The following is a 26,519-nucleotide window of genomic DNA, read 5'->3' as shown; positions in this document are numbered from 1 at the left end:
TCCCGCCAGCGTTGCGCATTCGTTCTTCGAGGTTTCGCCATGAACGCTACCGCTAACAAGAAAGAGCTGATCATCGGCCTGGCCATGATCGGCTGCAGCCTCGCCTACCTGGTGATGGCCTACCAACTGCCCAACCACCAAGGCGTCGACGCCGCCACCCTGCCGCTGCTACTGGCCGGCTTCCTGACGCTGCTCGGTGTGCTGCAGGTGTTCGCCGCCCTCGCCACCAAGCCCGCGCTTGGTGCCGAAAGCACTCGCGATGCCCAGGGCGAGCTGCCCGCCAGTCACGCCGAGGAAGCCCCGGCCAGCGTCGTCGAGCCCAAGACCGTGCTGCTGACCCTGGGCCTGATCCTCGGCTATATGGCTTTGCTCGGCCCGGTGGGCTTTCCGCTGATGACGGTGGTCTACCTCTACCTGCAGTTCCTGGTACTGACCCCGGTGCAGCACAAGGCCAATCATCTGGTCTACCTGCTGATTTCAGTGGTCTGCTCGGCCGCCATCTTCCTGCTGTTCCGCCAGGCCTTCGATCTGATGCTGCCCGCCGGCCTGCTGAACAACTTCATCTGAGGATCGACCATGCTCGAATTACTGCAGCAAGGCTTCGGTGCCGTCTTCTCGCTCAACATCATGCTGCTGATGGCCGTCGGCGTGGCCATGGGTATCGTCTTCGGTGCCGTGCCCGGCCTGTCGGCCACCATGGCGGTGGCCCTGTGCCTGCCACTGACCTTCACCATGGGGCCGCAGGCGGGCCTGTCGCTGCTGGTGGCGTTGTTTATCGGTGCAACCTCGGGCGGATTGATCTCGGCGATCCTGCTGAAGATCCCCGGCACGCCCTCCTCCATCGCCACGGTGTTCGATGGCGGCCCGCTGATGGAGCAAGGCCATGGGGTCAAGGCGCTCGGCGTCGGCATCGTGTTTTCCTTTCTCGGCACCATTTTCAGCATCGTTGCGCTGATGTTTATCGCCCCGCAGTTGGCCAAGGTGGCGCTGCGCTTCGGCCCGCATGAATACTTCGCCATCGCTGTGTTCTCCCTGACCCTGATCGCCACGCTGTCGGCCGGCTCGATGGTCAAGGGCCTGTTCGCCGGCGGCCTGGGCATCGCCGTGTCCACCGTTGGCATCGCCCCGGTGGAAGCCATTCGCCGCTTCACCTTCGATTTCAGCGAGCTCAACGGCGGCTTCTCCATGCTGGCCGTAATGATCGGCATGTTCGCCGTGGCCGAGATCATCAAGCTGGCCGAAACCGGCCGCCATGCTGTGCAAGGCAAAGCCCGCTCGGTGAGTATGAAGAACATCAAGGGCTTCGGCTTCTCGCTCAAGGAGTTCCGCCAGCAGCTGCCCAACGCCGGGCGCTCCGGCCTGATCGGCCTGGGCATCGGCATCCTCCCCGGCATCGGTGCCGGCACCTCCAATCTGGTGTCCTACATCATCGCCAAGAAGCGCGCCAAGGACGGGCACACCTACGGCAAGGGCAATATCGGCGGCGTGGTTGCCAGCGAGACCGCCAACAACGCCGGCATTGGTGGCGCCATGCTGCCGCTGATGACCCTGGGCATTCCCGGCGATACCGTCACCGCGATCATGCTCGGCGGCTTCCTGATCCACGGTATCCAGCCCGGCCCGCTGCTATTCATCAGCCAGGGCCCGTTGGTATACACCATCTTCGCCGCGCTGATCGTCGCCACCTTTATGATGCTGTTTATGGAGTTCTACGGCCTGCGCCTGTTTATCAAGCTGCTCGACGTGCCCAAGCACATCCTGCTGCCGATCATCCTGGTGCTCTGTGTAGTCGGTGCCTTTGGCCTGTCCAGCCGGCTGTTCGACGTCTGGTCGATCCTGCTGTTTGGCTTGCTCGGCTACGCCTTTGTCAAAGCAGGGATGCCGGCAGCGCCCTTTATCATCGGCTTTATCCTAGGGCCCATGGCGGAAACCAATTTGCGCCGGGGCCTTATGCTCTCCGATGGCAACTTCGCTGACTTCTTCACCACCCCCATCGCCGGCAGCTTCCTCGGCCTGGCGCTGGCGTTCATCATCTGGCAGATCGTCAGCTCGCTGCGTCCCAAGAAAAGCATGGTCAGCGAGATCCTGCGCACCTGAGGTAGGCCGGCATGCCGCAACGCCGCTCGCCCACCAGGTGAACGGCATTGCGGTAATGGCGTTCACGATGGTTTGACGCACGAGTTGCGGGACCAGGCAGGTCAAGCACCTAGTTGTCGTACAACATAGCAATTGAGCAAACAAGATTGTCTATCGGCTGGAGCTTGCCCGGCCGCGCATGGAGTACTGACGGGAGCTGTTTACCAGGGCCGATCAAAGTGCCGAGCTAGAGCGTCAATACGCCACTAGCCGCACTGGGTCCGGTAATCATCGCGATGAAATTATCCCGTCATTCAGCCGTCAAATCGGGCAGGTTTTCGACCATAGTCGCGTTGACAAACGCGAGCGAGACTCCTGATAATCGGATCAAGTCATACGACAACCGATGACATTCCAATAACAGATTTCAATAACAACAAGCAGAGAAGCCGAGACTGCCATGACCACTACCTACACACCCTTCAATCGCCTGCTGCTAACCGGTGCAGCAGGCGGGCTCGGCAAGGTTCTGCGGGAAAGCCTGCGGCCCTACGCCAAGATTCTGAGACTGTCCGATATCGCCGACATGGCACCCGCCGCCAATGCACAGGAAGAAGTGCAGGTGTGCGACCTGGCGGACAAAGCGGCCGTGCATCAACTGGTCGAAGGCGTGGATGCCATTCTTCATTTTGGCGGCGTCTCGGTCGAGCGTTCGTTCGAGGAAGTGCTCGGCGCCAATATCTGCGGCGTGTTCCATATCTACGAAGCGGCGCGCCGGCATGGCGTCAAGCGGGTGATCTTCGCCAGCTCCAACCACGTCATCGGTTTCTACAAGCAGGATGAAACCATCGACGCCCACGCCCCGCGCCGCCCAGACGGCTACTACGGCCTGTCCAAGTCCTACGGCGAAGACATGGCCAGCTTCTACTTCGACCGCTACGGCATCGAGACCGTGAGCATCCGCATCGGCTCCTCGTTCCCCGAGCCGCACAACCGCCGGATGATGAGCACTTGGCTGAGTTTCAGCGACCTCACCCAACTGATCGAGCGTTCGCTCTACACGCCAAATGTCGGCCACACCGTGGTGTACGGCATGTCCGACAACCGAGACGTCTGGTGGGACAACCACCTGGCCACGCACCTCGGCTTCAAGGCGCAGGACAGCTCGGAAGTGTTCCGCGACAAGATCGAAGCGCAACCGATGCCTGCTGCCGACGACCCGGCGATGGTTTATCAGGGCGGCGCCTTTGTCGCAGCCGGCCCGTTCGGCGACGACTGAACATCCCTCACGAATCCTCAGAGAAAGCTGCCATGCACGCTGAACTGATTCTCGACGCCCGCAATGCCGTCGGCGAAAGCCCGGTGTGGAACGTGGTCGAACAGGCCCTGTACTGGGTCGACATTCCGGCCAAGCGCCTGCATCGCTGGAGCCCCTCGGACAACCGCACGCAGAGCTGGCAAACCGAACAGATGCTCGCCTGTATCGCCAGCAGCCAGGCAGGCGGCTGGATCGCCGCCATGGAAGACGGCCTGTTCCACCTGCAGGCCAACCTTGACGGCAGCCTGACCAGCAGCCGCCTGAGCGGCGTAGAGCACGCCAGCAGCGGCATGCGCTTCAACGATGGCCGCTGCGACCGCCAAGGGCGCTTCTGGGTCGGCAGCATGCTGCTGGACATGGCCGCAGGTGTGAACGCGGGCGCGCTTTATCGCTTCCAGGCGGGCCAGAGCGAGCCGCTCAGCGCACAACTGAGTGGCTTCATCGTGCCCAACGGCCTGGCGTTCAGCCCTGATGGCACAACCATGTACCTGTCCGATTCGCATCCTTCGGTCCAGGCCATCTGGGCCTTCGATTACGACATCGACAGCGGCACGCCGCACAACCGCCGGCTGTTCGTCGACATGCGCGAGCACCCGGGCCGCCCTGACGGCGCCGCCGTGGATGCCGAAGGCTGCTACTGGATCTGCGGCAACGATGCCGGCCAGATCCATCGCTTCACCCCCGAGGGTCGCCTGGATCGCTCCCTCGCCGTACCGGTGAAGAAACCGACCATGTGCGCCTTCGGCGGTCGCAACCTGGACACCCTGTTCGTCACCTCGATTCGCCCCGGTGGCGACCTCGACGATCAGCCGCTGGCCGGTGGTGTGTTCGCCCTGCAGCCGGGTATCACCGGCCTGGAGGAACCTCGATTCAATGGCTGAGGCTCGCCTGCTCTCGCCTCAGCCTCGCAATGCTGCACTCCCAACAACAACAAGACTGGAGCTTCACCATGACCTTCAAACGCAAGTTGCTTATCGCCGCCCTGCCCCTCGCCTTCTGCGTGTCGGGCCTTGCCCAGGCCGCGATGTCGCTGAAAATTGCTGAAATCCACCCGGCCGGCTACCCGACCGTGGTCGCCCAGGAAAACATGGGCAAGAAGATCGAAGCCGCCACCGATGGCGAGCTGAGCTTCAAGATGTTCGCCGGCGGCGTGCTCGGTTCGGAAAAGGAAGTGGTCGAGCAGGTACAGATCGGCGCGGTGCAGATGACCCGCGTCAGCCTTGGCACTCTGGGCCCGGTGGTACCGGACGTGAACGTGTTCAACATGCCGTTCGTGTTCCGCGATCACGAGCACATGCGCAAGGTCATCGACGGCGACGTCGGCCAAGAAATCCTCGACAAGATCACCGAGTCGGAATTCAACATGGTCGGCCTCGCGTGGATGGATGGCGGCGTGCGCAACCTCTACACCAAGGAGCCGGTGCGCAGCCTAGAAGACCTCAAGGGCATGAAGATCCGCGTGATCGGCAACCCTATGTTCATCGAAACCTTCAACGCCCTGGGCGCCAGCGGCATCGCCATGGACACCGGCGAAATCTTCAGCGCCCTGCAGACCGGGGTGATCGACGGCGCGGAAAACAACCCGCCGACCATGCTTGAGCACAACCATTTCCGTAACGCTAAGTACTACACCCTGACCGGGCACCTGATCCTGCCCGAACCGATCGTGATCTCCAAGACGACCTGGAACAAGCTCACCGCCGAGCAGCAGGAACTGGTGAAGAAGTACGCCAAGGAAGCGCAGTTCGAGGAGCGTCGCCTGTGGGACGAGAAGTCGGCCGCCAGCGAAGCCAAGCTCAAGGAAGCCGGCGTCGAGTTTATCGAGGTCGACAAGAAGCCATTCTTCGACGCCACCGCGCCGATCCGCGAAAAGTACGGCGCGCCTTACGCCGACCTGATCAAGCGCATCGAAGCCGTGAAGTAACCCGCTCTCTCTGAAGAACGACGTGGCGGCGGCGAAGGCCGCCGCCACGCTGTGGTGAAGTCTCATGAAAAATTTGCTGTTACGCGTCAACGACGTGATCTACCAGGCCTGCATCTGGGTCGCCGGCATTGCCATCGTCGTCATGGCGCTGATCATTCCATGGGGCATCTTCGCCCGCTACGTGCTCGGCAGCGGCTCCGGCTGGCCGGAACCGATCGCGATCATGCTGATGGTGCTGTTCACCTTTATCGGTGCCGCCGCCAGTTACCGCGCTGGCGCACACATGGCCGTGACCACCTTTACCGACCGCCTCTCGCCCGCCTGGCAGCCCAGCATCAGCCTGCTGGTACAGCTGCTGATGGCGGCCATCGCCCTGTTTATGACCATCTGGGGCATCAAGCTGTGCGTGGCCACCTGGAACCAGTTCATGAGTACGCTACCGACACTGCGCGTGGGCATCAGCTACGCACCTATTCCGATTGGCGGTTTCCTGACCCTGATCTTCGTTCTTGAGCGCCTGTTCCTCGGCGACCAGAGCCACCGCCGCGTGGTCAACTTCGAGCTGGTTGAAGACAGCCAGGAGGCGGTGTAAATGGATGCGCTAATTCTGCTGGGCAGCTTTCTCGTGCTGATCATGCTGCGCGTACCCGTGGCCTATTCCCTGGGCTTGTCGGCCTTGCTCGGCGCCTGGTACATCGATATTCCGTTCCACGCGATCATGATTCAGATCAGCGGCGGCGTGAGCAAATTCTCCCTGCTGGCGATCCCGTTCTTCGTCCTGGCCGGCGCGATCATGGCCGAAGGTGGCATGTCGCGGCGTCTGGTGAATTTCGCCAACGTGCTGGTGGGGTTCGTGCGCGGCGGCCTGTCGCTGGTCAACATCCTGGCCTCGACCTTTTTCGGCGCGATCTCCGGCTCGTCCCTGGCGGACACCGCCTCGGTCGGCTCGGTGCTGATCCCGGAAATGGAAAAGAAGGGCTACCCGCGTGAATACTCCACCGCGGTCACTGTCAGTGGCTCGGTACAAGCGCTGCTGACCCCGCCCAGTCACAACTCGGTGCTGTATTCGCTGGCGGCCGGCGGCACGGTGTCCATCGCCTCGCTGTTCATCGCAGGTATCGGCCCGGGGCTGCTGCTCAGCGCGGTGATGATGGGCATGTGCCTGTACTTCGCGCGTAAACGCAACTACCCCAAGGGCGAGGTCATCCCGCTCAAGCAGGCGCTGAAAATCTGTGTAGATGCGCTCTGGGGCCTGTTCACCATGGTGATCATCCTCGGCGGCATTCTCTCGGGCATCTTCACTGCCACCGAGTCGGCCTCCATCGCCGTGGTCTGGGCGTTTTTCGTGACCATGTTCATCTACCGCGACTACAAGTGGCGCGAGCTGCCCAAGCTGATGCACCGCACGGTGCGTACGCTGTCGATCGTGATGATCCTGATCGCCTTCGCCGCCAGCTTCGGCTACATCATGACTCTGATGCAGATACCCTCGAAGATCACTGCGCTGTTCCTGACCCTGTCGGATAACCGCTACGTGATCCTGATGTGCATCAATTTCATGCTGCTGGCCCTCGGCACGCTGATGGACATGGCCCCGCTGATCCTGATCCTCACGCCTATCCTGCTGCCGGTAGTGGTGGATATTGGCGTCGACCCGGTGCACTTCGGCATGATCATGCTGGTCAACCTGGGTATCGGCCTGATCACTCCACCAGTGGGCGCGGTACTGTTCGTTGGCGCCGCCATCGGCAAGGTGACCATCGAGAACACCATCAAGGCGCTGCTGCCGTTCTATGCCGCGCTGTTTATGGTGCTGATGGCGGTAACCTATATTCCGGCCATTTCGCTGTGGCTGCCGAGCGTGGTGCTGTAACCGGCTGCGCACCGACGCTATGCAACAGAAACGCCGCCGTTTCAGACTGAGTGAAAACGTAGCGAGCGAAGGTTAGGCAAGGCAAAAACAGGCGAGGAAGCGGAGTTTACGAGTTGTAAATGAGCATTCCGACTGGGCTCGCATCCGAGCCTGTTTTTAACGCCGCCTAAGCGAGCGCAGTAGTTTTCACACAGTCTGGTCTGGCGGCGTTTCCATTTAACCGAGGACATCCACTCGCCCTATGTCTGCACCTGCCCTGCTTCCCCGGCATATCGCCGTATTCATTCTGGCGGCACTCGCCTGTTCCTTCGCCGGCAATCACGTCGCTGCGCGCATCGCCTTCGATCACGACACCGGGCTGTTGCTGGCGATGCTCTGTCGCTCCGGCGTGACGCTGCTGGCACTCGCCGCCCTGGTGATCTGGCAACGCCAGTCGCTCAGGCTGACGCGCCAGACCTGGGGCTGGCAGCTGCTGCTGGGTTTGCTGATTGCCATTCAGAGCTTCTGTATCTATTCGGCGGTGGCGCGCATTCCGGTGGCGCTGGCGCTGCTGGTGGTCAACCTCGCGCCGATCATGCTGGCACTGCTGACCTGGGCGCTGGGCGGGCCGAGGCCGACCCGGCGCGCGGCCTTGCTGATGGGGTTGATCCTGTTCGGCCTGATGCTGGTGCTTAATGTACCGGCGCGCCTCGCCGAGCAGGACGACATAGACGCACGCTGGATCGAAGGGGTGTTGTTCGGCATCACTGGCGCGGCGGTGTTCGCCTGCGCACTGTGGATTACCGACCACAAACTCTCGGTGATGCCAGGGGCGGTGCGCAGCATGCTGACCATGGCGGTGGTGTTCGCCGCCTCGGCGCTGGCGGGCGCCACCGGGTTGCTGCCCGGCGGCATGGGCCTGCCCAACGCCACCACCGGCTGGATCGCCCTGGGGTGTCTGGTGCTGCTCTACGGCGTGGCGTTTTCCGCGCTGTTCATTCTCGTCACGCGGCTCGACATCGCCCGCAACGCGCCGGTGATGAACATGGAGCCGGTCGCAGGCCTGGTGTTCGGCTGGCTGATCCTGGATCAGTTGCTCAATGGGGTGCAGATCGTCGGCGGGCTGATCGTGGTCAGCGGCATCGTCCTGCTGGCTTATCGCCGGCCGGCCTGAGGCATGCCGGCGATGGCTGTGCCATACGTTCTACTGGGCTTGCGCCTCGGCCGCTTCGTGGGCCTGGCGCAAACGCTCGCGGCTGTTGGTCAGGTGCAGACGCATCGCCGCGCGGGCGGCGTCCGGGTCCTGGCGAGCGATGGATTCATAGATCTGCTCGTGCTCGCGGCTCAGGCGCGCCATGTAATGTTGCTGGTCGTCATGGGCGATGCGCGCCGAGTTGAGGCGGGTACGCGGAATGATGCTGGTACCCAGGTGGCTCATGATGTCGGTGAAGTAGCGGTTGCCAGTCGCCTGGGCGATCTGCAGGTGAAACTGGAAGTCGGAGCCCACGGCATCGCTGTCATGGGAGACGCTTTCGTTCAGCGCGTCCAGGGCTTCGCGCATCGCCGCCAACTGCTCCGCACTGCGCCGCTGCGCGGCCAGGCCTGCGGATTCGACCTCCAGACTGATGCGCAATTCGAGCACCGCCAGTACATCGCGCAGGGTGACGATGGTTGCGGGGTCGATCCGGAACCCGCTGGGGCTCGGGGTATCCAGCACGAAGGTGCCGATACCGTGGCGGGTTTCCACCAGCCCGGACGCCTGCAACCGCGACAGCGCTTCGCGCACCACGGTGCGGCTGACGCCCTGCTCTTCCATGATCGCCGACTCGGTGGGCAACTTGTCGCCACGCTTGATCAGGCCGTCACGAATTCGCTGGGAAAGCTCGGTCACCAGTTCCTGGGCAAGGCTGCGGTGCTTTCTGCGAGCGCGTGGCGGGGTGATCGGGGTATCCATATCGGCGGTCTGTCTCGGCTAACGGCTAGGGTGCCATCATATCCCAGCGAGTTGTACGATGACACCCATGACAGAGCGCCGCGAACGAAGCCGCTGCCTGATCAACCATCACCCTACGGGAGCCTGCCTGCATGACCCCGACCTTGCTGGTGCTCGAAGACGAACTGACCCGTTTGACCCTTGCACCGGACATTGGCGCCAGCATCGTCAACTGGAGGGCGCACCATAACCAGCAGCCGCTGCTGCGCCACAGCGACGCCGAGGCGCTGGGCGCGTGCAGCCCTCGCCGGCTGGCTTGCTATCCGCTGGCACCCTGGTCGAACCGGATCGCCCAGGGTGGCTTCGTCGGGCCGGATGGCTGGTTTGCACTGGCAGCCAACAGCGCCAGCGACGCCCTGCCCATCCATGGCAGCGCCTGGCAGCAGCCCTGGCAGGTCATCGCCCACAGCAGCACGGAGGCCTCGCTGCAGCTCGACAGTCAGGTGCCGTTCGCCTACCGCGCCGTGCAACATGTTCGCTTGCTGGATGGTCGCCTCGAACTGGAAATGCAGGTCACCCACCTCGACCCGCGCGCCGCCTGGCACGGCCTTGGCTGGCATCCATACTTTTCGCGCAACGCCCACACCCAGTTACGGGTCGAGGCACAGCACTTATGGCAACGCGATAGCCAACAGTTGTCGACCCATATGGTTGATGTTCCTGCCAACTGGAACTTTGCCGAGGCCAGGTATTTACCCGACATACTTATTGATAATGCCTTCAGCGGTTGGGATGGCAATTTCCAGATCATCCAGGCTGATGCCGGTTACCAACTCGACTGCCGCACCCACAGCACTGACCACTTCATTATTTTTTGCCCGCTGCAGAAAGACTTCTTCTGTTTCGAGCCCGTTACCCACCCGATAAACGCCCATCACTTGCCCGGCCGACCGGGATTACGGTTGCTCGGCTATGGTGAGGCAACCCGCCTGCAATTGAGCCTGCACTATCAGACATTGTCAGATAAATCCGCCACTTCCTGATATTCAATGGAACGCAACGGCTCAATTGATTGTCGGAACGGACATGGCAAAACCGCTTGGCTACGGGCTTCAACCCAGTGGCTATAGACTTTTGGAAGCCGTTAGCCATAATTACTTGCCGATTCGAATCAAGTGCCGCTGTTAAAGACAGTGCTTAATTAGCCAATACTTCTTTAATAAGAATAAGTCTGTCGGGTGCCAGCCCGCAGGACTTGCAAAGCCGCACTGCTCTTATCGGCCATCGACGAACCAGATGAATTGAGCATTAGGCGCCCGCCTTATGCCGATATATCGCTTGATATGACTATGGAAAATTACGTGACGAAAGACGAACTGCGCGCCGAACTCGAGCGCCAGGCGCAGCGTTACAAGGACGTATACGGCGGAGAAGTTATTACCTACGCCGCTCAACCAGAACCCGAGCGCAAGCCTTGGCGTAAAAAAGCCAACCTACTCGACCAGGCATTTGAAAAAGAACTCGAACGCATCGAGAAAGACCTGCAAGTAAAAGCCGAAGAGGCTCGCAGCTAAGGCTCATCATCAACGAACCTTAGCCTTCAGGCGAACTCAGCGGCCCTTGCCGCCGAGCAAAGACCCGAGTAACCCACGCACCAGTTGCCGACCAAGTTGATTGGCCGCCTGGCGTACGGCTGTCTTCATGACCTGGCCTGCCAGACTGCCCAGCAGATCGCCTGCTTTGCTGCCCAGGCTCGGAGAAGTCTTGCCGGCCGCCTCTTGCGCCTCGGCGGTACTCGCTTGAGCAGCTCGGGCAGTCAGCATCTCGTAGGCCGACTCGCGGTCCAGCGGCTTGTCGTAACGGCCCGATAAAGGTGACTGAGGAATCAGCGCCTGGCGCTCGGCGTCGCTCAAAGGCCCGATGCGCGACTGCGGAGGAGCGATTGCCACGCGTTTGACCATCGCCGGCGTGCCCTTGATTTCCAGGGTGCCGACCAGGGCTTCGCCGATCCCCAGCTCGGTGAGTACGGCCAAAGTGTCGATTGCCGGATTGGGCCGGAAGCCGTCGGCGACGGCGCGCAGGGCCTTCTGCTCCTTAGTGGTGAAGGCACGCAAGCCATGCTGGATGCGCAAACCCAGCTGCGCGAGCACGTCATCCGGCAAGTCGCCAGGTGACTGCGTGACGAAATAGACGCCGACCCCTTTCGAGCGAATCAGCCGGACGACCTGCTCCAGGCGTTCCTGCAAGGCCTTCGGCGTGTCGGCGAAGAGCAGGTGCGCCTCGTCGAAAAACAGCGCCAGCACCGGCTTGTCGGCGTCTCCTCGCTCGGGCAGTTGCTCGAACAGTTCCGCCAGCAGCCAAAGTAAGAAGGTCGCATAGACCTTGGGCGCCTCATGCACCAAGCGACTGGCGTCAAGCAGGTGAATTCGTCCGCGCCCATCGCGGTCGGGATGAAGAATGTCCTCGAGCTGCAACGCCGGTTCACCGAACAGCGCGTCCGCGCCCTGCTGCTCGAGGCTCGACAGGCGCCGCAACAGAGCCTGCGCGGAGGTGGTGGTGAACAACGCACTGTCCTCGCCAAGCACCTCGGGCTGATTCTTGAGGTGCGCGAGCAGGGCTTTCAGGTCTTTCAGGTCGAGCAATAACAAGCCGTCCCGGTCCGCCACCTTGAACGCGGCGTAGAGAGCGGCTTGCTGGCTGTCGGTCAACTCAAGCAGCGAGCCCAGCAGCAGCGGGCCCATTTCGCTGAGCGTGGTGCGCAACGGATGGCCGCTTTGCCCGTGAATATCCCATAGCGTGACCGGATAGGGTTTGGGCTGATGGCCGAGCCACGGCATGCTGGCGATGCGCTCGGCGACCTTGCCTTGCGGCGCGCCGGCCGCACCGAGGCCACACAGATCGCCTTTCACGTCCGCAGCGAACACTGCAACGCCTGCGTCGCTGAAGGTTTCGATCAGTCGCTGCAGGGTAACGGTCTTGCCGGTACCCGTTGCGCCGGCAATCAAACCGTGCCGATTGGCCAGCTTCAACGGCTGCCCAACAGGCTCGCCGTCAGGCCCTGCCCCCATAAAAAACTGATCAATTTCGGCCATTTGCCATCTCCTTGGTTCAAGCTTTACTGCTGATATGCCGACACAGTAGACGATGCCGACACGGAGCGCCGTCGCCAGACCTCATGGCGCCCCAAACTGCTGCCAGACCTTAGCGGACACCTGTAGCCATGACCAGTAATCTAAAGTTCAGCCATAAGATTCTCCTCGCCGCATCGCTGGTGGTAATCGCGGCTTTTTCATTATTCACCCTGTACAACGACTACCTGCAACGCAACGCGATACGGGCGGACCTGGAAAGCTATCTGCACGAAATGGGCGATGTGACCGCCAGCAACATCCAGAACTGGCTGTCAGGGCGCATTCTGCTGGTCGAAAGCGCCGCCCAGTCCATCGTCAATGATGCCGATCCGCAGCGCGTCACCAGCCTGCTGGAACAGAAAGCGCTGACCTCGACCTTTGGCTACACCTACCTGGGCACCGAGGCGGGCGAGTTCACCATGCGCCCCGACGACGAGATGCCGGAGGGTTACGACCCGCGGACGCGCCCCTGGTACAAGGACGCCATGAATGCTGGCGGAACCACCCTTACCGAGCCCTACGTCGACGCCGCGACCAAGGCACTGATCATCACCATTGCCACGCCAGCCAAGCCGGCGGGCGTGGTGGGCGGTGACCTGAGCCTGCAGGTGCTGGTCGATATCATCAATTCGCTGGATTTCGACGGCATCGGCTACGCGTTTCTAGTCAGCGCGGACGGCAAGATTCTGGTCCACCCGGACAGCAACCTGGTGATGAAGAACCTGGCCGACCTGTTCCCCGAACAAACTCCGCGCATCGGCAGGGAGTTCAGCGAAGCCGAACTCGACGGCGAAACCCGCATTCTCACCTTCGCGCCGGTCAAAGGCTTGCCGTCGGTTGACTGGTACGTCGGTCTGTCCATCGACAAAGCCAAGGCCTACTCAATGCTCAGCGAATTCCGCGCCTCCGCCATGATCGCGACCATCATCGCGGTGGTGCTGATCATCCTGCTGCTGAGCATGCTGATCGGTGTGCTGATGCAGCCGCTGACCGTGATGGGCAAAGCCATGCAGGACATTGCCCAGGGCGAAGGCGACCTGACCAAGCGCCTGGAAATCCATTCGAACGACGAGTTCGGCCGCCTGGCCACCGCCTTCAACCACTTCGTCGAACGTATCCACACCTCGATTCGCGAAGTGTCGTCAGCGACCACCCAGGTCAACGAAGTCGCCAAGCTGGTGGTCAATGCATCCAACTCGTCGATGGCCAACTCCGACGAACAGGCGAGCCGGACCAACAGCGTCGCGGCGGCGATCAACGAACTGGGCGCAGCCGCCCAGGAAATCGCCCGTAACGCGGCCGATGCTTCTACCCAGGCCTCGAACGCGCGTCAGCAGGCCGAAGATGGCCGCCAGGTGGTGCAGAAAACCATCGCCGCGATGAACGAGCTGTCGGGCAAGATCAGCGCCTCCTGCAGCAACATCGAAACCCTGAACGGCAAGACCGTGAACATCGGTCAAATCCTTGAGGTGATCAAAAGTATCTCCCAGCAAACTAACCTGCTGGCACTCAACGCCGCCATTGAGGCTGCGCGTGCCGGTGAGGCGGGCCGCGGTTTTGCCGTGGTGGCGGATGAGGTTCGCAACCTCGCCCACCGCACCCAGGAGTCGGCACAGGAAATCCAGAAGATGATCGAGGAGCTGCAGGTCGGCTCCCGGGAGTCGGTCACCACCATGACCGAAAGCCAGCATTACAGCGAACAGAGCGTGGAAATCGCCAATCAGGCCGGAGCCCGTCTGGGCAGCGTCACCGAGCGCATCGGCGAGATCGACAGCATGAACCAGTCGGTCGCCACCGCCACCGAGGAACAGACCTCGGTGATCGAATCGCTTAACGTGGACATCATCGAAATCAACACGCTCAACCAGGAAGGCGTGGAAAACCTCAACGCAACGCTGCGCGCCTGCGGCGACCTGGAGCAACAGGCCACTCGCCTGAAGCAACTGGTCGACAGCTTCCGCATCTAGCGGGCTGCTTTCAGGTAATCGAGCGGCAAAATAGAACAACGGGGCGTTAACGCCCCGTTTTGTTTTCTACAGGCTCGACCGGGGTGTTCGTGTCGCGTTGCAAGCGTTCCCACAACTCGGCGGCCTCGGCGAACTCGGTGCCGTCTTCCGGTTTCAGCGCATCCGGGTCGTAGCGCCTGACGCAACCTTCGCCCAGGGTGTCCGGCGCCTTCGAGGTCGCGCGCTCCAAAGGGTCAGTCATAACGTTTCCTCGCTGGCGTAACAACAGTCATGCTTGGGCAACCTTTGCTCAATGGCCTGAAGGCTTGCCCGCATCATGCTGGGCGAACTCCTTCACCGCACGCAGCACGTCGTGCCGGCTTATCTGGCCGATTAGGCGTCCGTCCTCGACCACCGGGATGCGCCGCCGTCTGCCCTGCAGGAACCGCTGCGAAACCTCGATGATGTCGGCTTCCGGCGTAATGGTCTCGACCTCGTGGGTCATGTAGTTGCCCACCGTGCCCCCGGCCGACTCGAAGTAGGCACCCGATAGAATGCCGTGCAAACAGTCACCCTCGGAAAGCAGACCGACCAAACGGCCGCAATCATCGACCACCGGGGCACCTGATATGCGGTGCTCCAGCAGATGATGGATTGCCGTAAACAAGTCGGTCTCGGCACGGAAGGTCACCAGCCGACGGGTCATGTAATCGCGAACCTTAATTGACTTGAGCATGGGCGCTTCCTCTGTGGCGCAACGTTATCCATGACCCCAAGTGTTAGGCGAACACCACCGTCTTGTTGTCATGCACCAGAAGCCGGTCTTCCAAGTGATAGCGTAGACCGCGGGCCAGCACCATCTTCTCGACATCCTTACCCAGACGAACCATTTCTTCGATGCTTTCGCGGTGGCTGACGCGCACCACGTCCTGTTCGATGATCGGGCCGGCGTCCAATTCTTCGGTGACATAGTGCGACGTCGCGCCTATCAGTTTCACCCCGCGCAGCGATGCCTGGTGATAAGGTTTGGCGCCGACGAAAGACGGTAGAAAACTGTGGTGAATATTGATGACCCGGTGGGCAAAGTTGCTGCACAACTGTGGCGGCAATATTTGCATGTAGCGCGCCAATACGATCGCATCGGCCTGATGGCTCTCGACCAGCCGTGCCACTTCGTCGAAGGCCACTTGTTTATCGCCTGGATCGACGGGCACGTGGAAATAAGGAATACCGTGCCATTCGACCATGCTGCGTAAATCATTATGGTTGGAAATAACGCAGGGAATATCACAGTCCAGTTCATCACTGTGCCAACGGTGCAGCAAGTCCGCGAGACAATGCGACTCGCGGCTGGCCATCAATACGACGCGCTTCTTCTGGGCCGAATCGGTAACCCGCCATTCCATGGAAAATTCCCGGGCAATCGGGGCGAAGGCCTGACGAAATTCCTGAAGATCAAAGGGAAGTGAATCGGCACGAATTTCGTGGCGCATAAAGAACCAGCCACTTTGATTATCGGAATGATGGCTGGCCTCGGTAATCCAGCCATTGTAGGTCGCCAGAAAATTACTGACTTTGGCCACGATGCCGACGCGGTCCGGGCAGGCAATCACCAGCCGAAAAGTGCGCATGGGAAACTCCGCTGATGTCATGAAAAGTCAGCCATTCTAGCCAGCATGGGAAAAAACTTCAGTATTTGCCTGAAACCCGCAAATGAGCGCGATCCAGAGCAATAAATAATGGCAGGTGGGCAAACAATTTGTTGGCGGCAACCCGCCATACAGCAGGTTACTAAGTTCAAGACCCCATGAACCTTGGGTAAACTTTTTAAGCAACTGTGGCAATTTTTTGCAAAGCGGTTTACTTGTTTAAAGTGCCTGACTATTATTGCCCTCACTTAGCCAACCGCCCATCTACGTAATTAAGGTCTCTCCCATGTCGCTGATCAACGAATACCGCGCTACCGAAGAAGCCATCAAAGAACTGCAAGAGCGCCTGAAGAATCTGTCGCAAGACGACAAACTGAAAAAAGAACTTGAGTTCGAAGGCAAGCTGCGCACCTTGATGGGTGAATATCAGAAGTCCTTGCGCGATATCATCGCCATGCTCGACCCTGAAGCCAAAGGCAGCAAAGCCAACAACCGTGTCGCGACCAAGACTTCCGGTACCAAGCGTGCTCGCAAAGTTAAGCAGTACAAGAATCCTAACAGCGGTGAAGTGATTGAAACCAAAGGCGGCAATCACAAAACCTTGAAAGAGTGGAAAGCCAAGTGGGGCGGTGACGTCGTTGAAGGCTGGGCAACTCTGCTGGACTAACGCTTAGACTAAGCGTCACGCCAGACACATCCGTTGTACATAAAAACGCCAGCCCTGCTGGCGTTTTTTATTGCTGAACTATTGCCTGACAATATCTAAGTGCTACAGCGCGTAACGCTGGCGAAGCTGTTCGGCATAGCTCGCCCAGAGTTGCAGTATCTCCTGCTGGGGCGCAGTGGCAGTCCCGGTGAATTCGCTCAAGGCGGCCTGAAAGCCCGCCATGGTATTGGGCGCACCATATTCAACCGAAGTTAGCCGCTGCTGGCAGAACGTCCTCCAGCGCTGCTGTTCGGTTTCATTCAGGCTTGCAGGAAAGTTTCGCGCGCGATAACGGAACAACAACTCAGGCAGGCGCGCATCATCGAACGGCCAGGCCTCCTTAGCCAGACGCTCTGGTGTTGCGTGGCGAACTTGCTCGCACAGGCGCCGATCGCGGTCGCCTATAAAGCCGTTATATAACTGCTGCTCCGGGTCCTCACAGGCGGCAAAATCCTCTTCGGCGTATATTTCCGTTAACTTTTCCTGCCAGTTGCTCTGCTGCTCGCGTAACTGGCTTGCTCGCGCCTGACCTGCATCGACATCCAATTGCAAACGCTCTATGTCCTGCTCACGTAATACGCTCAGCGGCGCCACCACCGGACAGCGATTGATATGCAGCAACTTCAACGGCACCGGCAATTCGTTCTCAGCCAGGTCGTCGCGACGCGTATACAACCTTTGCCGCAAGGTCTGTGCATCCAATTCGAAGAGCGGCGATGGGTCGGCCTGCAAATCGCAGACGATCAGGGCATTGCGATTACGGGGATGCCAGGCCAGTGGCAACACCATCGCCAGATAGTGCCTGGCCCCGGCAAAGCGTCCGGATATATGCACCAGCGGCTGCAACAAGCGCACCTGATCAAGCACCCGTTGTTTGCTGCGCAGCCCGTAAAGGTAGTCAAACAACCTGGGCTGCCTGCTACGGATCAGGCGTGCCAGGGCAATGGTAGCGCGGACATCGGATAACGCGTCGTGGGCCTGCCCATGTTCGATGCCATTGGCCGCCGTGAGCAGCTCCAGCTTGAGGCTGACGCGTCCGTCGACGTCCGGCCAGTTGATGCCTTCAGGCCGCAACGCATAGGCGGTACGCACCAGATCGATCAGGTCCCAGCGGCTGTTTCCGCCCTGCCATTCCCGGGCGTAGGGATCGAAGAAATTACGGTACAGGCTGTAGCGGGTGACTTCGTCATCGAAGCGCAGGCTGTTGTAACCAACGCCACAGGTGCCCGGCTGGGCCAATTGCTCATGCAGCCGGGTCATGAACTCGACCTCGCTCAGGCCCTCGCTCGCCAGCCGTTGCGGCGTGATGCCGGTCACTAGGCATGCCGCCGGGTGCGGCAGGATGTCGTCGCTGGGCTGGCAGTAGATATTCAGCGGCTCGCCAATCTCGTTCAGGTTTTCGTCGGTGCGGATCCCGGCGACCTGCAACGGGCGGTCGCGGCGCGGGTCGATGCCGGTGGTTTCATAGTCGTACCAGAAGAGGCTTGAGGTCACGGACAGGTCCTTAGTCGAAGACGGTCGCAGTCTAGCATTCACTCCATTGCAGCCCGGCTGGTTCAGAACCTTGACGCAGCGCACGCTGGACGGCAATCAGCCGCCTTGTAGGCCAAATGCCACTAAGGCTACAGTAGCGCACCTCTTCCGCTCATCTACAAGGACGCCCCATGAGTGATGCAAGCATTTCCAACCCTTACGCCGCGCCAGCCAGCCAGTTGCAGGAAACCGCCGCTGCCGGTCAGGCCCTGAGCATCGAGCAGGCACTGAGCCGTGGTTACGATTTCAGCATTGGCGAGCTGCTCAGCGAAGCCTGGCAACGCACCAAGGGCACCAAAGGCATCATCATCGGTGGCTTCATTGTGTTTTACGCGGTGCTCCTGATTGCCTCCTTCGTGCTCGGCGGGATTCTCGGGCTGCTCGGTCTGATGAGCGACAACATCGCGTTGGGCCTGATCGGCCAGATGGTAACCGGCGTGTTCGCCGCGGCACTGGCCTATCCCTTCATGGCGGGGATCAACATGGTCGGCATCCGTCGCGCCGCCGATCAACCGGTCACCTTCAATGAAATCTTCAGCCACTTCGGCCGCACCGTACCGCTGCTGGTCACCGCCATCGTGATGATGCTGCTGGTTTACCTCGGCATGATCCTGCTGATCATCCCCGGCCTGTACCTGTCGATCGCCTACATGCTGGCAATCCCCCTGGTCGTCGAGCGCGGTCTGCCAACCTGGCAGGCGCTGGAAGCCTCGCGCAAAGCGATCACCCAGCACTGGTTCAAAGTGTTCGGCCTGTTCCTGCTGCTGGGCCTGATCACCATGCTCAGCGCGATTCCACTGGGTATCGGTCTGGTCTGGACCATCCCGCTTTTCGTGATTTCCATGGGCATCCTGTACCGCACCATCTTTGGTGTATTGCCTGCCGCTCAGTAAAAACTTGCTGCGCCAAACCTGTTAAGCAACAGGTCAGCCTCGCTGACGTGTTGCTTACCTGCCTGCTGCTGGCTAGCATCGGGCTTTCTCCGATGCAGTCCGCTGATGCCGCCTACAGCCTCACCCCCCTTTTCGACAACCTCGTCCCCTGAGCAGCCATCAGCCACGCCGCTGGATACCCGCTATCAGGTGGAAACCCCCGAGGGCATCGATCTGGTCCTGCGTCCTGCCGGGCTGGTACCACGCGCGCTGGCCTTCACCATTGACCTGGCGATTCGTGGGGCGGTACTCGGCGTTGCCTTCATTGCGCTTGGCCTGCTTGGTCAATTCGGCATGGGTCTGGCAACCATCCTGTTCTTCATCATCACCTGGTGGTACATGGTGCTGTTCGAGGTGCTGAATCAGGGCCGCTCGCCGGGCAAGCAGATGCTCGGGCTGCGGGTGATTCACGATGACGGCACGCCGATCGGTTGGGCCGCCTCGCTGACCCGCAATCTCCTGCGCTTCGTCGACATCCTGCCATTCGGCTACGCCCTCGGCATTCTCAGCTGCCTCAACCACCGCGCATTCAAACGCCTGGGCGACATCGCGGCGGGCAGCCTGGTGGTGTATTGCGACACCCCGCCGACACGGCCGAACCTGCCCCACGCCGAACCGCAGCGCGCACCCATCGCGCTCAACCTCGCCGAACAGCGCGCGCTGCTTGGTTTTGCCGAGCGCGCCGAGGGCCTCTCCGCGGCACGCCGTGCCGAACTGGCGAGCATCATTGCCGAGCCGCTGCAGGTAACGCCGGAGCAGGCCGAGCAACGCATCCATGGCATCGCCCATGGTCTGCTGGGGCCGACATGAAACAGAGTCTCTTCGAAAACCATCATCAGGCCGAGTGGCAAGCCTTCGCCGCTCAGCTCGATACCCTGGAGCGCGGCAAAGCCGACGGCCAAGCAGCCAAAGGTTTCCCTGCCGATTACCGACGCCTTTGCCAGCAACTCGCGCTGGCCCAGGCCCGCGGTTACAGCAGCCACCTGATCGAGCAATTGCAACAACTGGCGTTACGCGGCCATCAGCAGTTCTACCGCCATCGCAGCCCCCTGGCCGCACAGTTGATCGGCTTCATCCTGGTCGGTTTCCCACGGGTGGTGCGTGCCGAATGGCGTTGCGTATCCGTTGCCAGCCTGCTGTTCTTCGGCAGCCTGCTGACCATGGGCATGCTGGTCTACCTGTTTCCCGATCTGGTCTACAGCCTGATCGACCCGGAGCAGGTGGAGAAGATGGAGCAGATGTACGACCCGGAAGCGCGCCGTATCGGCCGCTTCAGCGAGCGGGATTCGGGCGACGACTGGATGATGTTCGGCTTCTACATCATGAACAACATCGGCATTGCCTTTCAGACCTTTGCCAGCGGCCTGCTGTTCGGCATCGGCAGCCTGTTCTTCCTGCTATTCAACGGCATGATGATCGGCGCGGTGGCCGGCCACCTGACGCAAATCGGCTACAGCGAAACCTTCTGGTCGTTCGTCATCGGCCACGGCGCCTTCGAACTCACCGCCATCGCGCTGGCGGGCGGTGCCGGCTTCAAGATTGGCTGGGCGCTGCTCGCCCCCGGACGCCTGCCCCGTAGTGAAGCCCTGCGCCTGGCCGCCGGTCGCGCCGTGCGGCTGATTGGCGGATCCACGGTGTTCCTCCTGCTGGCTGCTTTTATCGAGGCCTACTGGTCATCGATGACGCTCGCCAGCCCGACCGTCAAATACAGCGTCGGCGCAATGCTGTGGCTGTTGGTGCTGGCTTACCTGCTGCTTGCAGGACGAGGTAGCCATGCGCCTGACTGATGCCAGCGTGGCCATCCGCCCGCGCAGCGCCTGGGAGGCCATGGATCTCGGCGTGCTGATGGCGCGCCGGCACGCGGGGCTGCTGATGGCGACCTGGGCACTGGTTACGCTACCGATCTTCGCCCTGCTGTGCCTGATTTTCTGGTCGTCGCCAGGGTGGGCGATGTTTCTGTTCTGGTGGCTGAAACCGCTGTACGAGCGCCTGCCGCTTTACATCCTGTCCAACGCGCTGTTTGGCAACACGCCAACTGTCCTCCAGGCACTGAAGGCGTTTCCGCGCCTGATCACCACTCAGATTCTCCCCAGTCTGACCTGGCGGCGGCTGAGCCCGACGCGCAGTTTCGACTTGCCTGTGATGCAGCTGGAAAGCCTCTCCGGTGCGGCGCGTGCCCAGCGCCTGGTTGTCCTCGGCCAGCGCGACGCGGGTGGCGCGACCTGGCTCACCCTGGTCGGCGTGCACCTGGAAATGGCGCTGTGGATGGGCCTGATCACGCTGTTCTACATGCTCCTGCCGCAGCAGATCGAACTGGACTGGACCTGGGAAAGCCTGATGGAGGCCGCAGCCGGGGAATGGCTGTGGCTGGAGCACCTGTCCAACCTGCTATACGTGCTGGTGCTTATCGTCTGGGAGCCGGTATACGTGGCGTGCGGCTTCACCCTCTACCTGAACCGGCGCACCGCCCTGGAAGCCTGGGACATCGAACTGGTATTCCGCCAACTGCGCCAGCGCCTGACCGGCGTGGCGTATGCCCTGCTGCTTGGCTGTGGCCTGCTGTTGCTGCACGCGCCCACGCCGGCCCTGGCGGCAGCAGTCAGCAGCTGCCCGTTGCCAATCGAGGACCCGAACGGTCCCGACGCCGAACGCCTGCTTGAACAGCCGCTAACGAGCAAGGCGGCGCAGCAGAGCATTCAGCAGCTGATCGACCAGCCGCCGTTCGAGAACCGCGAAACCGTTACCCGCTGGCGCTTCGGCGAAGAGCAACCCACCGAAGAACTCAGCGAGGACGACATCAAGAGCCTGACCGAGCTGATCGAGAAATTCTTCAAACTCACCGAGTTCTGGAAAAGCATCGAAGGCGTGGCGCTGTTTTTTGAAGTGCTGCTCTGGGCGGCCCTGCTCGGCCTGCTCGGCCTGTTGATCTGGCGCTATCGCGATTGGCTGAGCGCTTTCGCCGGGCGCCTCGGTCTGCCCACGCGGCGCAGGAAATACATACCACCCAGCCAGCTGTTCGGCCTGGAAGTCGCGCCGGAAACCCTGCCCGACGACGTCGCCGCGGAGGTCGAACGCTTGTGGGCCGAGCAACCCCGCGCGGCACTCGGCCTGCTGTATCGCGCCCTGCTCAGCCGACTGCTGCACGACTATCGCTTGCCACTGAAAAGCGCCTACACCGAAGCCGAGGTATTGAGCCTGGTACGGGCGCTCGACAAGGATGAACTCAGCCGCTTCAGCCAGACCCTGACTGGCCATTGGCAGGACCTCGCCTACGGTCATCGATTACCGCCAGATAGCCTCAAGGCCGGCCTGTGCCAGGGCTGGCGCCAGCTGTTCGCCACCGGGGTGCGTCCATGAACCGGCGCCTCGTGCTTGGCCTTGGCGCCTTACTGGTGCTCGCCGTGGGCTTGCTGGGCAGCTACTTGCTGAGCATTGCCGAGCCCTACGAGAAAACCATTGAGCACGGCCCGGCGCCGGAAGTACTGGCTAATCCCTACCTCGCCGCCGAACACTTCCTGCGCAAGCAAGGCATCAGCGTGCAGCGCGCCGATGGCCTGGACGTACTGGCGAACCTGCCCAGCACCGGCCAGACGCTGTTGCTGCTGGGCGATAGAAATCGCATGACGCCACGACAAGCGGAACGCCTGCTGGAGTGGACCGGCAAGGGCGGGCACCTGCTGTTCGTCGCCGAGCGGATGTGGGACGAAGAGGACGGCGAAAGCGGTGACCTGCTGCTGGACGCCCTCGGCATCCAGCAATACCCCGTCGAAGAACTCGACGACGAGGAAGCCGAGGCGAGCGAAGCAGAAGCTGAGGTCGAGGTCGAGGTCGAGCAGACCAACGAGGGCCAAGAACAGCCCAGCGAAGATCAACAGGCAGAGGCAGCACCCTATGCCGAACTGACCCAGTTGTACCTCGAAAACGAAGAAGCTCCAGCCTATTTCGCCTTCGACACCGACTACCACCTTTACGATGCCGAGGACCGCGCCCACGCCTGGGCCAACAGCGGTGCCGCAACCCATCTGTTGCAGCTGTATCACGGCGATGGACTGATCACCGTGCTGAGCGACAGCTGGGTCTGGCAGAACGACAGCATCGCCGACTACGACCACGCCTGGCTGCTCTGGTACCTCAGCCAGGACAGCGCGGTTACCCTGCTCTATCGGGCCGAACGCGACGACCTGTTCAGTCTGCTGCTGGACAACTTTGCCGAAACCCTGGCTGCCCTGGCCCTGCTGATCCTGTTTGTGCTCTGGCATGTCGGCGTGCGCCAGGGCCCGCTGCAGGCACCCGTTCAGCCAAGCCGGCGACAACTTCAGGAACACCTGCGCGGCAGCGCCGACTTCCTGCTCCGGCGCAGCGGCCAACAGACCCTGCTGCAAGGTCTGCAACAGGATATCCAGCGCCGCGCACGCCGCCGCCACCCAGGCTTCGAACGGCTCGGCGTCGCCGAACAGTGGCAGGTGCTCGGTCGCCTCAGCCGCCTGCCGTCCAGCGCCATCAGCCAAGCCATGCGCCCGTTGCCAATCAAGCAACTGCCGGCCGCCGAATTCACCCGCCAGGTCGCCCACCTGCAAACCCTTAGGAACGCCCTATGAGCGAACACACGCCCGAACAGCCAAGCAGCGCTGCGCAACCCGTAGCCGCTCCGGTGACCACCGTCGTTTCCAGCGAAACGCCAACGCCGAACAATCCCGCCGCGGCTCAGCGCAAACGCGCCAGCCAGCTGGCGCAGACATTGCGCCTCGAGCTGCAAAAGGCCGTGGTCGGCCAGACGGCGGTGATCGACGACGTGCTGACGGCTCTTATCGCAGGCGGCCATGTGCTGGTCGAAGGCGTGCCCGGCCTGGGCAAGACCCTGCTGGTTCGCGCCCTCGCCCGCTGCTTTGGTGGCGAATTCGCACGGATCCAGTTCACCCCCGACCTGATGCCCAGCGACGTCACCGGCCACGCCGTGTATGACCTGCAAAGCGAGCAGTTCAAGCTGCGCAAGGGCCCGGTGTTCACCAACCTGCTGCTCGCCGACGAGATCAACCGGGCACCGGCCAAAACCCAGGCTGCGCTGCTGGAAGTGATGCAGGAACGTCAGGTCACCCTGGAAGGCCGTGCCCTCGCCGTGCCGCTGCCGTTCATGGTGCTGGCGACGATGAACCCGATCGAACAGGAAGGCACTTATCCACTGCCCGAGGCCGAACTGGATCGCTTCATGCTCAAACTGCGCATGGACTATCCGGAGCAAGGCGACGAACTGGAAATGGTCCGTCAGGTGACTCGCTCGGCCAAGGCCGACATGCTCGAAGTCGCCACCCTGCGTACCCTGCTGCAGGCCAAGGACGTGCAGGCGCTGCAGAAGATTGCCAGCGACCTGCCAATCGATGAACAGGTGCTCGATTACGCCGTGCGCCTGGCCCGCGCCACCCGCACCTGGCCGGGCCTGGCGATTGGCGCCGGCCCGCGTGCATCGATTGCCCTGGTCCGTGGCGGCCGTGCCCGCGCGCTGCTGCGCGGCGGCGAGTTTGTTCTGCCGGACGACGTCAAAGGCTGTGCCCTGGCGGTGCTGCGTCATCGCGTACGCCTGGCGCCGGAACTGGACATCGAGGGCCTGTCGGTCGATCAGGTGCTGCAACAACTGCTCGATCAGGTGCCGGCGCCGCGTCTATGAGTGCATCGACCCGGGGTGCTCGCGCATGAAGCCATCACGCATGCTGTTGCGCCTGCTTGGCGGCCTGCTGGTGCTGGCGACGCTGCTCGGCGCATTGACCGCGCTGGATGTGGACCTGCCACAGAGCCTGCATGCGCTGTGGTGGGGCGCGCTGCTGGTGCTGCTCGGCGCGACCCTGGTCGACGCCCTGCTGGTGCGCCGCCTGCCGTCGCCGCGCATCGAACGCCAACTGCCGGGCAACCTGCCGCTGGGTCGCTGGAGCGAGGTGCAGCTGATCGTGCACCACAGCTACCCACATGCCCTCACGCTGGACGTGTTTGATCACCTGCCGAGCGAAATGGCGTTCGAGCACCTGCCGCTGCGCATCGACCTGCACCCTGGCGAGCAGACCCGGGTCGGTTACCGGGTACGCCCGCTGTTGCGTGGCCACTTCGTTTTCCCCCGGTGCGAGATCAACCTGCCCAGCCCGCTACGCCTGTGGCACGCGCGGCGTTACCTCGATGTGCCGGGGGAAACCCGCGTCTACCCGGATTTCGCCCGCCTGTATGGCGCACAGTTGATGGCCGTGGACGACTGGCTCAGTCAGCTCGGCGTGCGCCAACGCCCACGCCGCGGCCTGGGTCTGGAGTTTCATCAGCTGCGCGAATTTCGAGACGGCGACACCCTGCGCCAGATCGACTGGAAGGCCACGGCGCGCAAACGCACGCCCATCGCCCGCGAGTACCAGGACGAGCGCGACCAGCAGATCATCTTTCTGCTCGACTGCGGCCGGCGCATGCGCAGCCAGGATGACGAGCTGGCGCATTTCGATCACGCCCTCAACGCCACCCTGCTGCTCAGCTATGTGGCCCTGCGTCAGGGCGATGCGGTAGGCCTGGCGACCTTTGCCAGCGAGCAGAAGCGCTTCCTGCCGCCGGTCAAAGGGCCGGCGCAGCTCAATGTGCTGCTCAACGCGGTTTATGACCTGCGCAGCAGCCAGTTGCCGGCCGACTTTGCCGCAGCCGCCGACACGCTGCTGAGCCGCCAGCGCCGCCGCGCGCTGGTGGTGCTGGTGACCAACCTGCGTGACGAGGATGACCAGGAGCTGCTAGGCGCGGTCAAGCGCATCGGCCGGCAGCACCGCGTGCTGGTTGCCAGCCTGCGCGAGGAAGTCCTCGACAGCGTGCGGCAGACCCCGGTGCAGGACTTCGAAACGGCGCTGGCCTACTGCGGCACGCTGGATTACCTGAACGCCCGCGACAGCCTGCACGAGCGGCTGATCGCCCATAACGTGCCGGTGCTCGACGCCCGTCCCAGCGAGCTCGGCCCGGAACTGGTCGGCCGTTACCTGGCCTGGAAGAAAGCCGGGGTATTCTGACCACGGCCAGCGGGGCGGGCAGAAAAAAGCCCGCTCATGGGCGGGCTCCTTTACCAGGATCACTCAGCCGCGGGCGGTCTTGATCACTTCGATGTAGGCGTCGGCAAATCGCTGATCCTGAATCAAGGCAACAAAGTCGTTGCCCTGGGCATCGGTGGCGTTGAGGTCGTAGCCGGCCTCGACGAAGAACCCGACAAAGCGCTCGAAATCGTCGACACGCAAACCCCGGTAGGCCTTGATCAGCTTGTGCAGCGAGGGCGGCGTGGCATCGGCCGGCTCCACGGCGAGGAACAGTTTGATCGACTCGTCGCTGATCTCTTCGCCAATCACCTGCTTCTTGTCTTTACGCATCATTCACTCCAGCTAACCAGGCCACGGGGCCGGCAGTGTACCTGCGCCGCCGCGACGGCTCAACGCGCGCGGTCGCTCGACTGCACCTAGCATGCCGAGCCGAATCGCGGCAGTCGACTTAGGTCGGGCCGATGCGCCCGGCGCCGCGC

26 protein-coding genes are annotated in these 26,519 nt (G+C 61.9%); 19 read left to right on the top strand and 7 right to left on the bottom strand.

Going from position 1 to position 26,519, the window contains the following annotated elements; translation table 11 throughout:
• Positions 1 to 39: 39 nt before the first annotated feature.
• The 8 genes from ACX0MV_RS12770 (at position 40) to ACX0MV_RS12735 (ending at position 8,344) form a co-directional block, all read left to right on the top strand.
• Entirely contained in the window at positions 40 to 567 is a 528-nt protein-coding gene (locus ACX0MV_RS12770; RefSeq protein WP_458982889.1) for a tripartite tricarboxylate transporter TctB family protein, read from the top strand.
• 9 nt (positions 568 to 576) lie between these two features.
• Positions 577 to 2,097, top strand: a complete 1,521-nt coding sequence (locus ACX0MV_RS12765; RefSeq protein ID WP_458982888.1) for a tripartite tricarboxylate transporter permease — start codon at positions 577 to 579, stop codon at positions 2,095 to 2,097.
• A 439-nt stretch (positions 2,098 to 2,536) separates the two neighbouring features.
• The gene (locus tag ACX0MV_RS12760; RefSeq protein WP_458982887.1) at positions 2,537 to 3,355 is read left to right on the top strand and encodes an NAD-dependent epimerase/dehydratase family protein; all 819 of its coding nucleotides are present in this window, start codon (positions 2,537 to 2,539) and stop codon (positions 3,353 to 3,355) included.
• A gap of 32 nt (positions 3,356 to 3,387) precedes the next feature.
• Positions 3,388 to 4,275, top strand: coding sequence for a glucurono-1,5-lactonase (locus tag ACX0MV_RS12755; protein WP_458982886.1), 888 nt, complete (start codon positions 3,388 to 3,390; stop codon positions 4,273 to 4,275).
• A gap of 68 nt (positions 4,276 to 4,343) precedes the next feature.
• A complete protein-coding gene (locus ACX0MV_RS12750; RefSeq protein WP_458982885.1) occupies positions 4,344 to 5,318 on the top strand; it encodes a TRAP transporter substrate-binding protein in 975 nt (324 codons plus the stop codon).
• A 64-nt stretch (positions 5,319 to 5,382) separates the two neighbouring features.
• Positions 5,383 to 5,910, top strand: coding sequence for a TRAP transporter small permease (locus ACX0MV_RS12745; RefSeq protein WP_458982884.1), 528 nt, complete (start codon positions 5,383 to 5,385; stop codon positions 5,908 to 5,910).
• Complete coding sequence (locus tag ACX0MV_RS12740; RefSeq protein WP_458982883.1) at positions 5,911 to 7,191, top strand: TRAP transporter large permease; 1,281 nt, start codon at positions 5,911 to 5,913, stop codon at positions 7,189 to 7,191.
• A gap of 241 nt (positions 7,192 to 7,432) precedes the next feature.
• Positions 7,433 to 8,344, top strand: coding sequence for an EamA family transporter (locus tag ACX0MV_RS12735; RefSeq protein ID WP_458982882.1), 912 nt, complete (start codon positions 7,433 to 7,435; stop codon positions 8,342 to 8,344).
• Positions 8,345 to 8,374: 30 nt separating this feature from the next.
• Here the strand turns inward: ACX0MV_RS12735 and ACX0MV_RS12730 are convergent, their stop codons facing one another.
• Entirely contained in the window at positions 8,375 to 9,124 is a 750-nt protein-coding gene (locus tag ACX0MV_RS12730) for a FadR/GntR family transcriptional regulator (RefSeq protein WP_458982881.1), read from the bottom strand.
• A 131-nt stretch (positions 9,125 to 9,255) separates the two neighbouring features.
• On the opposite strand from ACX0MV_RS12730, the gene ACX0MV_RS12725 reads away from it, so the two are divergent.
• Together ACX0MV_RS12725 and ACX0MV_RS12720 are read left to right on the top strand one after the other, a co-directional pair.
• Positions 9,256 to 10,146, top strand: a complete 891-nt coding sequence (locus tag ACX0MV_RS12725) for an aldose 1-epimerase (protein ID WP_458982880.1) — start codon at positions 9,256 to 9,258, stop codon at positions 10,144 to 10,146.
• Between the two features lie 318 nt (positions 10,147 to 10,464).
• Entirely contained in the window at positions 10,465 to 10,677 is a 213-nt protein-coding gene (locus tag ACX0MV_RS12720; RefSeq protein ID WP_458983198.1) for a hypothetical protein, read from the top strand.
• Between the two features lie 36 nt (positions 10,678 to 10,713).
• Here ACX0MV_RS12720 and ACX0MV_RS12715 read toward each other — a convergent pair whose 3' ends face one another.
• A complete protein-coding gene (locus ACX0MV_RS12715) occupies positions 10,714 to 12,195 on the bottom strand; it encodes a helicase HerA-like domain-containing protein (protein WP_458982879.1) in 1,482 nt (493 codons plus the stop codon).
• Positions 12,196 to 12,323: 128 nt separating this feature from the next.
• Between ACX0MV_RS12715 and ACX0MV_RS12710 the strand changes: the two genes are divergently transcribed.
• On the top strand, positions 12,324 to 14,201 hold the full coding sequence (locus tag ACX0MV_RS12710; RefSeq protein ID WP_458982878.1) for a methyl-accepting chemotaxis protein: 1,878 nt from the start codon (positions 12,324 to 12,326) through the stop codon (positions 14,199 to 14,201).
• 46 nt (positions 14,202 to 14,247) lie between these two features.
• Here the strand turns inward: ACX0MV_RS12710 and ACX0MV_RS12705 are convergent, their stop codons facing one another.
• Genes ACX0MV_RS12705 through purU form a run of 3 tightly spaced genes read right to left on the bottom strand, consistent with a single transcriptional unit; the run spans position 14,248 to position 15,811 of the window.
• Complete coding sequence (locus ACX0MV_RS12705; protein WP_458982877.1) at positions 14,248 to 14,442, bottom strand: hypothetical protein; 195 nt, start codon at positions 14,440 to 14,442, stop codon at positions 14,248 to 14,250.
• A gap of 48 nt (positions 14,443 to 14,490) precedes the next feature.
• On the bottom strand, positions 14,491 to 14,916 hold the full coding sequence (locus ACX0MV_RS12700) for a CBS domain-containing protein (protein ID WP_458982876.1): 426 nt from the start codon (positions 14,914 to 14,916) through the stop codon (positions 14,491 to 14,493).
• Between the two features lie 43 nt (positions 14,917 to 14,959).
• Complete coding sequence (gene purU / locus ACX0MV_RS12695; protein WP_458983197.1) at positions 14,960 to 15,811, bottom strand: formyltetrahydrofolate deformylase; 852 nt, start codon at positions 15,809 to 15,811, stop codon at positions 14,960 to 14,962.
• A 304-nt stretch (positions 15,812 to 16,115) separates the two neighbouring features.
• Here purU and mvaT point away from each other — a divergent pair, with 304 nt between their 5' ends.
• Positions 16,116 to 16,496 (top strand): histone-like nucleoid-structuring protein MvaT, encoded by a 381-nt coding sequence (mvaT, locus tag ACX0MV_RS12690; RefSeq protein WP_458982875.1) that lies wholly within the window; start codon positions 16,116 to 16,118, stop codon positions 16,494 to 16,496.
• Positions 16,497 to 16,598: 102 nt separating this feature from the next.
• On the opposite strand, the gene sbcB is transcribed toward mvaT, so the two are convergent.
• Positions 16,599 to 18,029, bottom strand: coding sequence for an exodeoxyribonuclease I (gene sbcB, locus ACX0MV_RS12685; protein WP_458982874.1), 1,431 nt, complete (start codon positions 18,027 to 18,029; stop codon positions 16,599 to 16,601).
• A 170-nt stretch (positions 18,030 to 18,199) separates the two neighbouring features.
• Here sbcB and ACX0MV_RS12680 point away from each other — a divergent pair, with 170 nt between their 5' ends.
• The 7 genes from ACX0MV_RS12680 (at position 18,200) to ACX0MV_RS12650 (ending at position 26,019) form a co-directional block, all read left to right on the top strand.
• Positions 18,200 to 18,961, top strand: a complete 762-nt coding sequence (locus tag ACX0MV_RS12680) for a DUF975 family protein (RefSeq protein WP_458982873.1) — start codon at positions 18,200 to 18,202, stop codon at positions 18,959 to 18,961.
• A gap of 105 nt (positions 18,962 to 19,066) precedes the next feature.
• Positions 19,067 to 19,810, top strand: coding sequence for an RDD family protein (locus ACX0MV_RS12675; RefSeq protein WP_458982872.1), 744 nt, complete (start codon positions 19,067 to 19,069; stop codon positions 19,808 to 19,810).
• Positions 19,807 to 20,787, top strand: a complete 981-nt coding sequence (locus tag ACX0MV_RS12670) for a stage II sporulation protein M (RefSeq protein WP_458982871.1) — start codon at positions 19,807 to 19,809, stop codon at positions 20,785 to 20,787. Before ACX0MV_RS12675 ends, ACX0MV_RS12670 begins: the two co-directional genes overlap by 4 nt.
• Positions 20,774 to 22,357, top strand: a complete 1,584-nt coding sequence (locus ACX0MV_RS12665) for a DUF4129 domain-containing protein (protein WP_458982870.1) — start codon at positions 20,774 to 20,776, stop codon at positions 22,355 to 22,357. Before ACX0MV_RS12670 ends, ACX0MV_RS12665 begins: the two co-directional genes overlap by 14 nt.
• Positions 22,354 to 23,598 (top strand): DUF4350 domain-containing protein, encoded by a 1,245-nt coding sequence (locus tag ACX0MV_RS12660; RefSeq protein ID WP_458982869.1) that lies wholly within the window; start codon positions 22,354 to 22,356, stop codon positions 23,596 to 23,598. The genes ACX0MV_RS12665 and ACX0MV_RS12660 overlap by 4 nt, the downstream gene beginning before the upstream one ends.
• On the top strand, positions 23,595 to 24,662 hold the full coding sequence (locus tag ACX0MV_RS12655; protein WP_458982868.1) for an AAA family ATPase: 1,068 nt from the start codon (positions 23,595 to 23,597) through the stop codon (positions 24,660 to 24,662). Before ACX0MV_RS12660 ends, ACX0MV_RS12655 begins: the two co-directional genes overlap by 4 nt.
• 25 nt (positions 24,663 to 24,687) lie before the next feature.
• A complete protein-coding gene (locus ACX0MV_RS12650; RefSeq protein ID WP_458982867.1) occupies positions 24,688 to 26,019 on the top strand; it encodes a DUF58 domain-containing protein in 1,332 nt (443 codons plus the stop codon).
• A 63-nt stretch (positions 26,020 to 26,082) separates the two neighbouring features.
• Here the strand turns inward: ACX0MV_RS12650 and ACX0MV_RS12645 are convergent, their stop codons facing one another.
• Complete coding sequence (locus ACX0MV_RS12645; protein WP_458982866.1) at positions 26,083 to 26,370, bottom strand: PA4642 family protein; 288 nt, start codon at positions 26,368 to 26,370, stop codon at positions 26,083 to 26,085.
• Positions 26,371 to 26,519: the final 149 nt, after the last annotated feature.

It is taken from the genome of Pseudomonas cistanchae (genome assembly GCF_054483635.1).
Note: the sequence above shows the minus strand (reverse complement) of the source record. Positions and strands in the feature narration are given on the sequence as shown.

Coding starts and splice junctions, on each gene's coding strand:
- ACX0MV_RS12645 (WP_458982866.1), bottom strand. CDS start 26,370: ATGCGTAAAGACAAGAAGCAGGTGATTGGCGAAGAGATCAGCGACGAG.
- purU (WP_458983197.1), bottom strand. CDS start 15,811: ATGCGCACTTTTCGGCTGGTGATTGCCTGCCCGGACCGCGTCGGCATC.
- ACX0MV_RS12745 (WP_458982884.1), top strand. CDS start 5,383: ATGAAAAATTTGCTGTTACGCGTCAACGACGTGATCTACCAGGCCTGC.
- ACX0MV_RS12770 (WP_458982889.1), top strand. CDS start 40: ATGAACGCTACCGCTAACAAGAAAGAGCTGATCATCGGCCTGGCCATG.
- ACX0MV_RS12755 (WP_458982886.1), top strand. CDS start 3,388: ATGCACGCTGAACTGATTCTCGACGCCCGCAATGCCGTCGGCGAAAGC.
- ACX0MV_RS12675 (WP_458982872.1), top strand. CDS start 19,067: ATGCCGCCTACAGCCTCACCCCCCTTTTCGACAACCTCGTCCCCTGAG.
- ACX0MV_RS12670 (WP_458982871.1), top strand. CDS start 19,807: ATGAAACAGAGTCTCTTCGAAAACCATCATCAGGCCGAGTGGCAAGCC.
- ACX0MV_RS12650 (WP_458982867.1), top strand. CDS start 24,688: ATGAAGCCATCACGCATGCTGTTGCGCCTGCTTGGCGGCCTGCTGGTG.
- ACX0MV_RS12655 (WP_458982868.1), top strand. CDS start 23,595: ATGAGCGAACACACGCCCGAACAGCCAAGCAGCGCTGCGCAACCCGTA.
- ACX0MV_RS12680 (WP_458982873.1), top strand. CDS start 18,200: ATGAGTGATGCAAGCATTTCCAACCCTTACGCCGCGCCAGCCAGCCAG.
- ACX0MV_RS12660 (WP_458982869.1), top strand. CDS start 22,354: ATGAACCGGCGCCTCGTGCTTGGCCTTGGCGCCTTACTGGTGCTCGCC.
- ACX0MV_RS12730 (WP_458982881.1), bottom strand. CDS start 9,124: ATGGATACCCCGATCACCCCGCCACGCGCTCGCAGAAAGCACCGCAGC.
- ACX0MV_RS12760 (WP_458982887.1), top strand. CDS start 2,537: ATGACCACTACCTACACACCCTTCAATCGCCTGCTGCTAACCGGTGCA.
- ACX0MV_RS12740 (WP_458982883.1), top strand. CDS start 5,911: ATGGATGCGCTAATTCTGCTGGGCAGCTTTCTCGTGCTGATCATGCTG.
- ACX0MV_RS12705 (WP_458982877.1), bottom strand. CDS start 14,442: ATGACTGACCCTTTGGAGCGCGCGACCTCGAAGGCGCCGGACACCCTG.
- ACX0MV_RS12750 (WP_458982885.1), top strand. CDS start 4,344: ATGACCTTCAAACGCAAGTTGCTTATCGCCGCCCTGCCCCTCGCCTTC.
- ACX0MV_RS12765 (WP_458982888.1), top strand. CDS start 577: ATGCTCGAATTACTGCAGCAAGGCTTCGGTGCCGTCTTCTCGCTCAAC.
- ACX0MV_RS12715 (WP_458982879.1), bottom strand. CDS start 12,195: ATGGCCGAAATTGATCAGTTTTTTATGGGGGCAGGGCCTGACGGCGAG.
- mvaT (WP_458982875.1), top strand. CDS start 16,116: ATGTCGCTGATCAACGAATACCGCGCTACCGAAGAAGCCATCAAAGAA.
- ACX0MV_RS12700 (WP_458982876.1), bottom strand. CDS start 14,916: ATGCTCAAGTCAATTAAGGTTCGCGATTACATGACCCGTCGGCTGGTG.
- ACX0MV_RS12735 (WP_458982882.1), top strand. CDS start 7,433: ATGTCTGCACCTGCCCTGCTTCCCCGGCATATCGCCGTATTCATTCTG.
- ACX0MV_RS12725 (WP_458982880.1), top strand. CDS start 9,256: ATGACCCCGACCTTGCTGGTGCTCGAAGACGAACTGACCCGTTTGACC.
- ACX0MV_RS12710 (WP_458982878.1), top strand. CDS start 12,324: ATGACCAGTAATCTAAAGTTCAGCCATAAGATTCTCCTCGCCGCATCG.
- ACX0MV_RS12665 (WP_458982870.1), top strand. CDS start 20,774: ATGCGCCTGACTGATGCCAGCGTGGCCATCCGCCCGCGCAGCGCCTGG.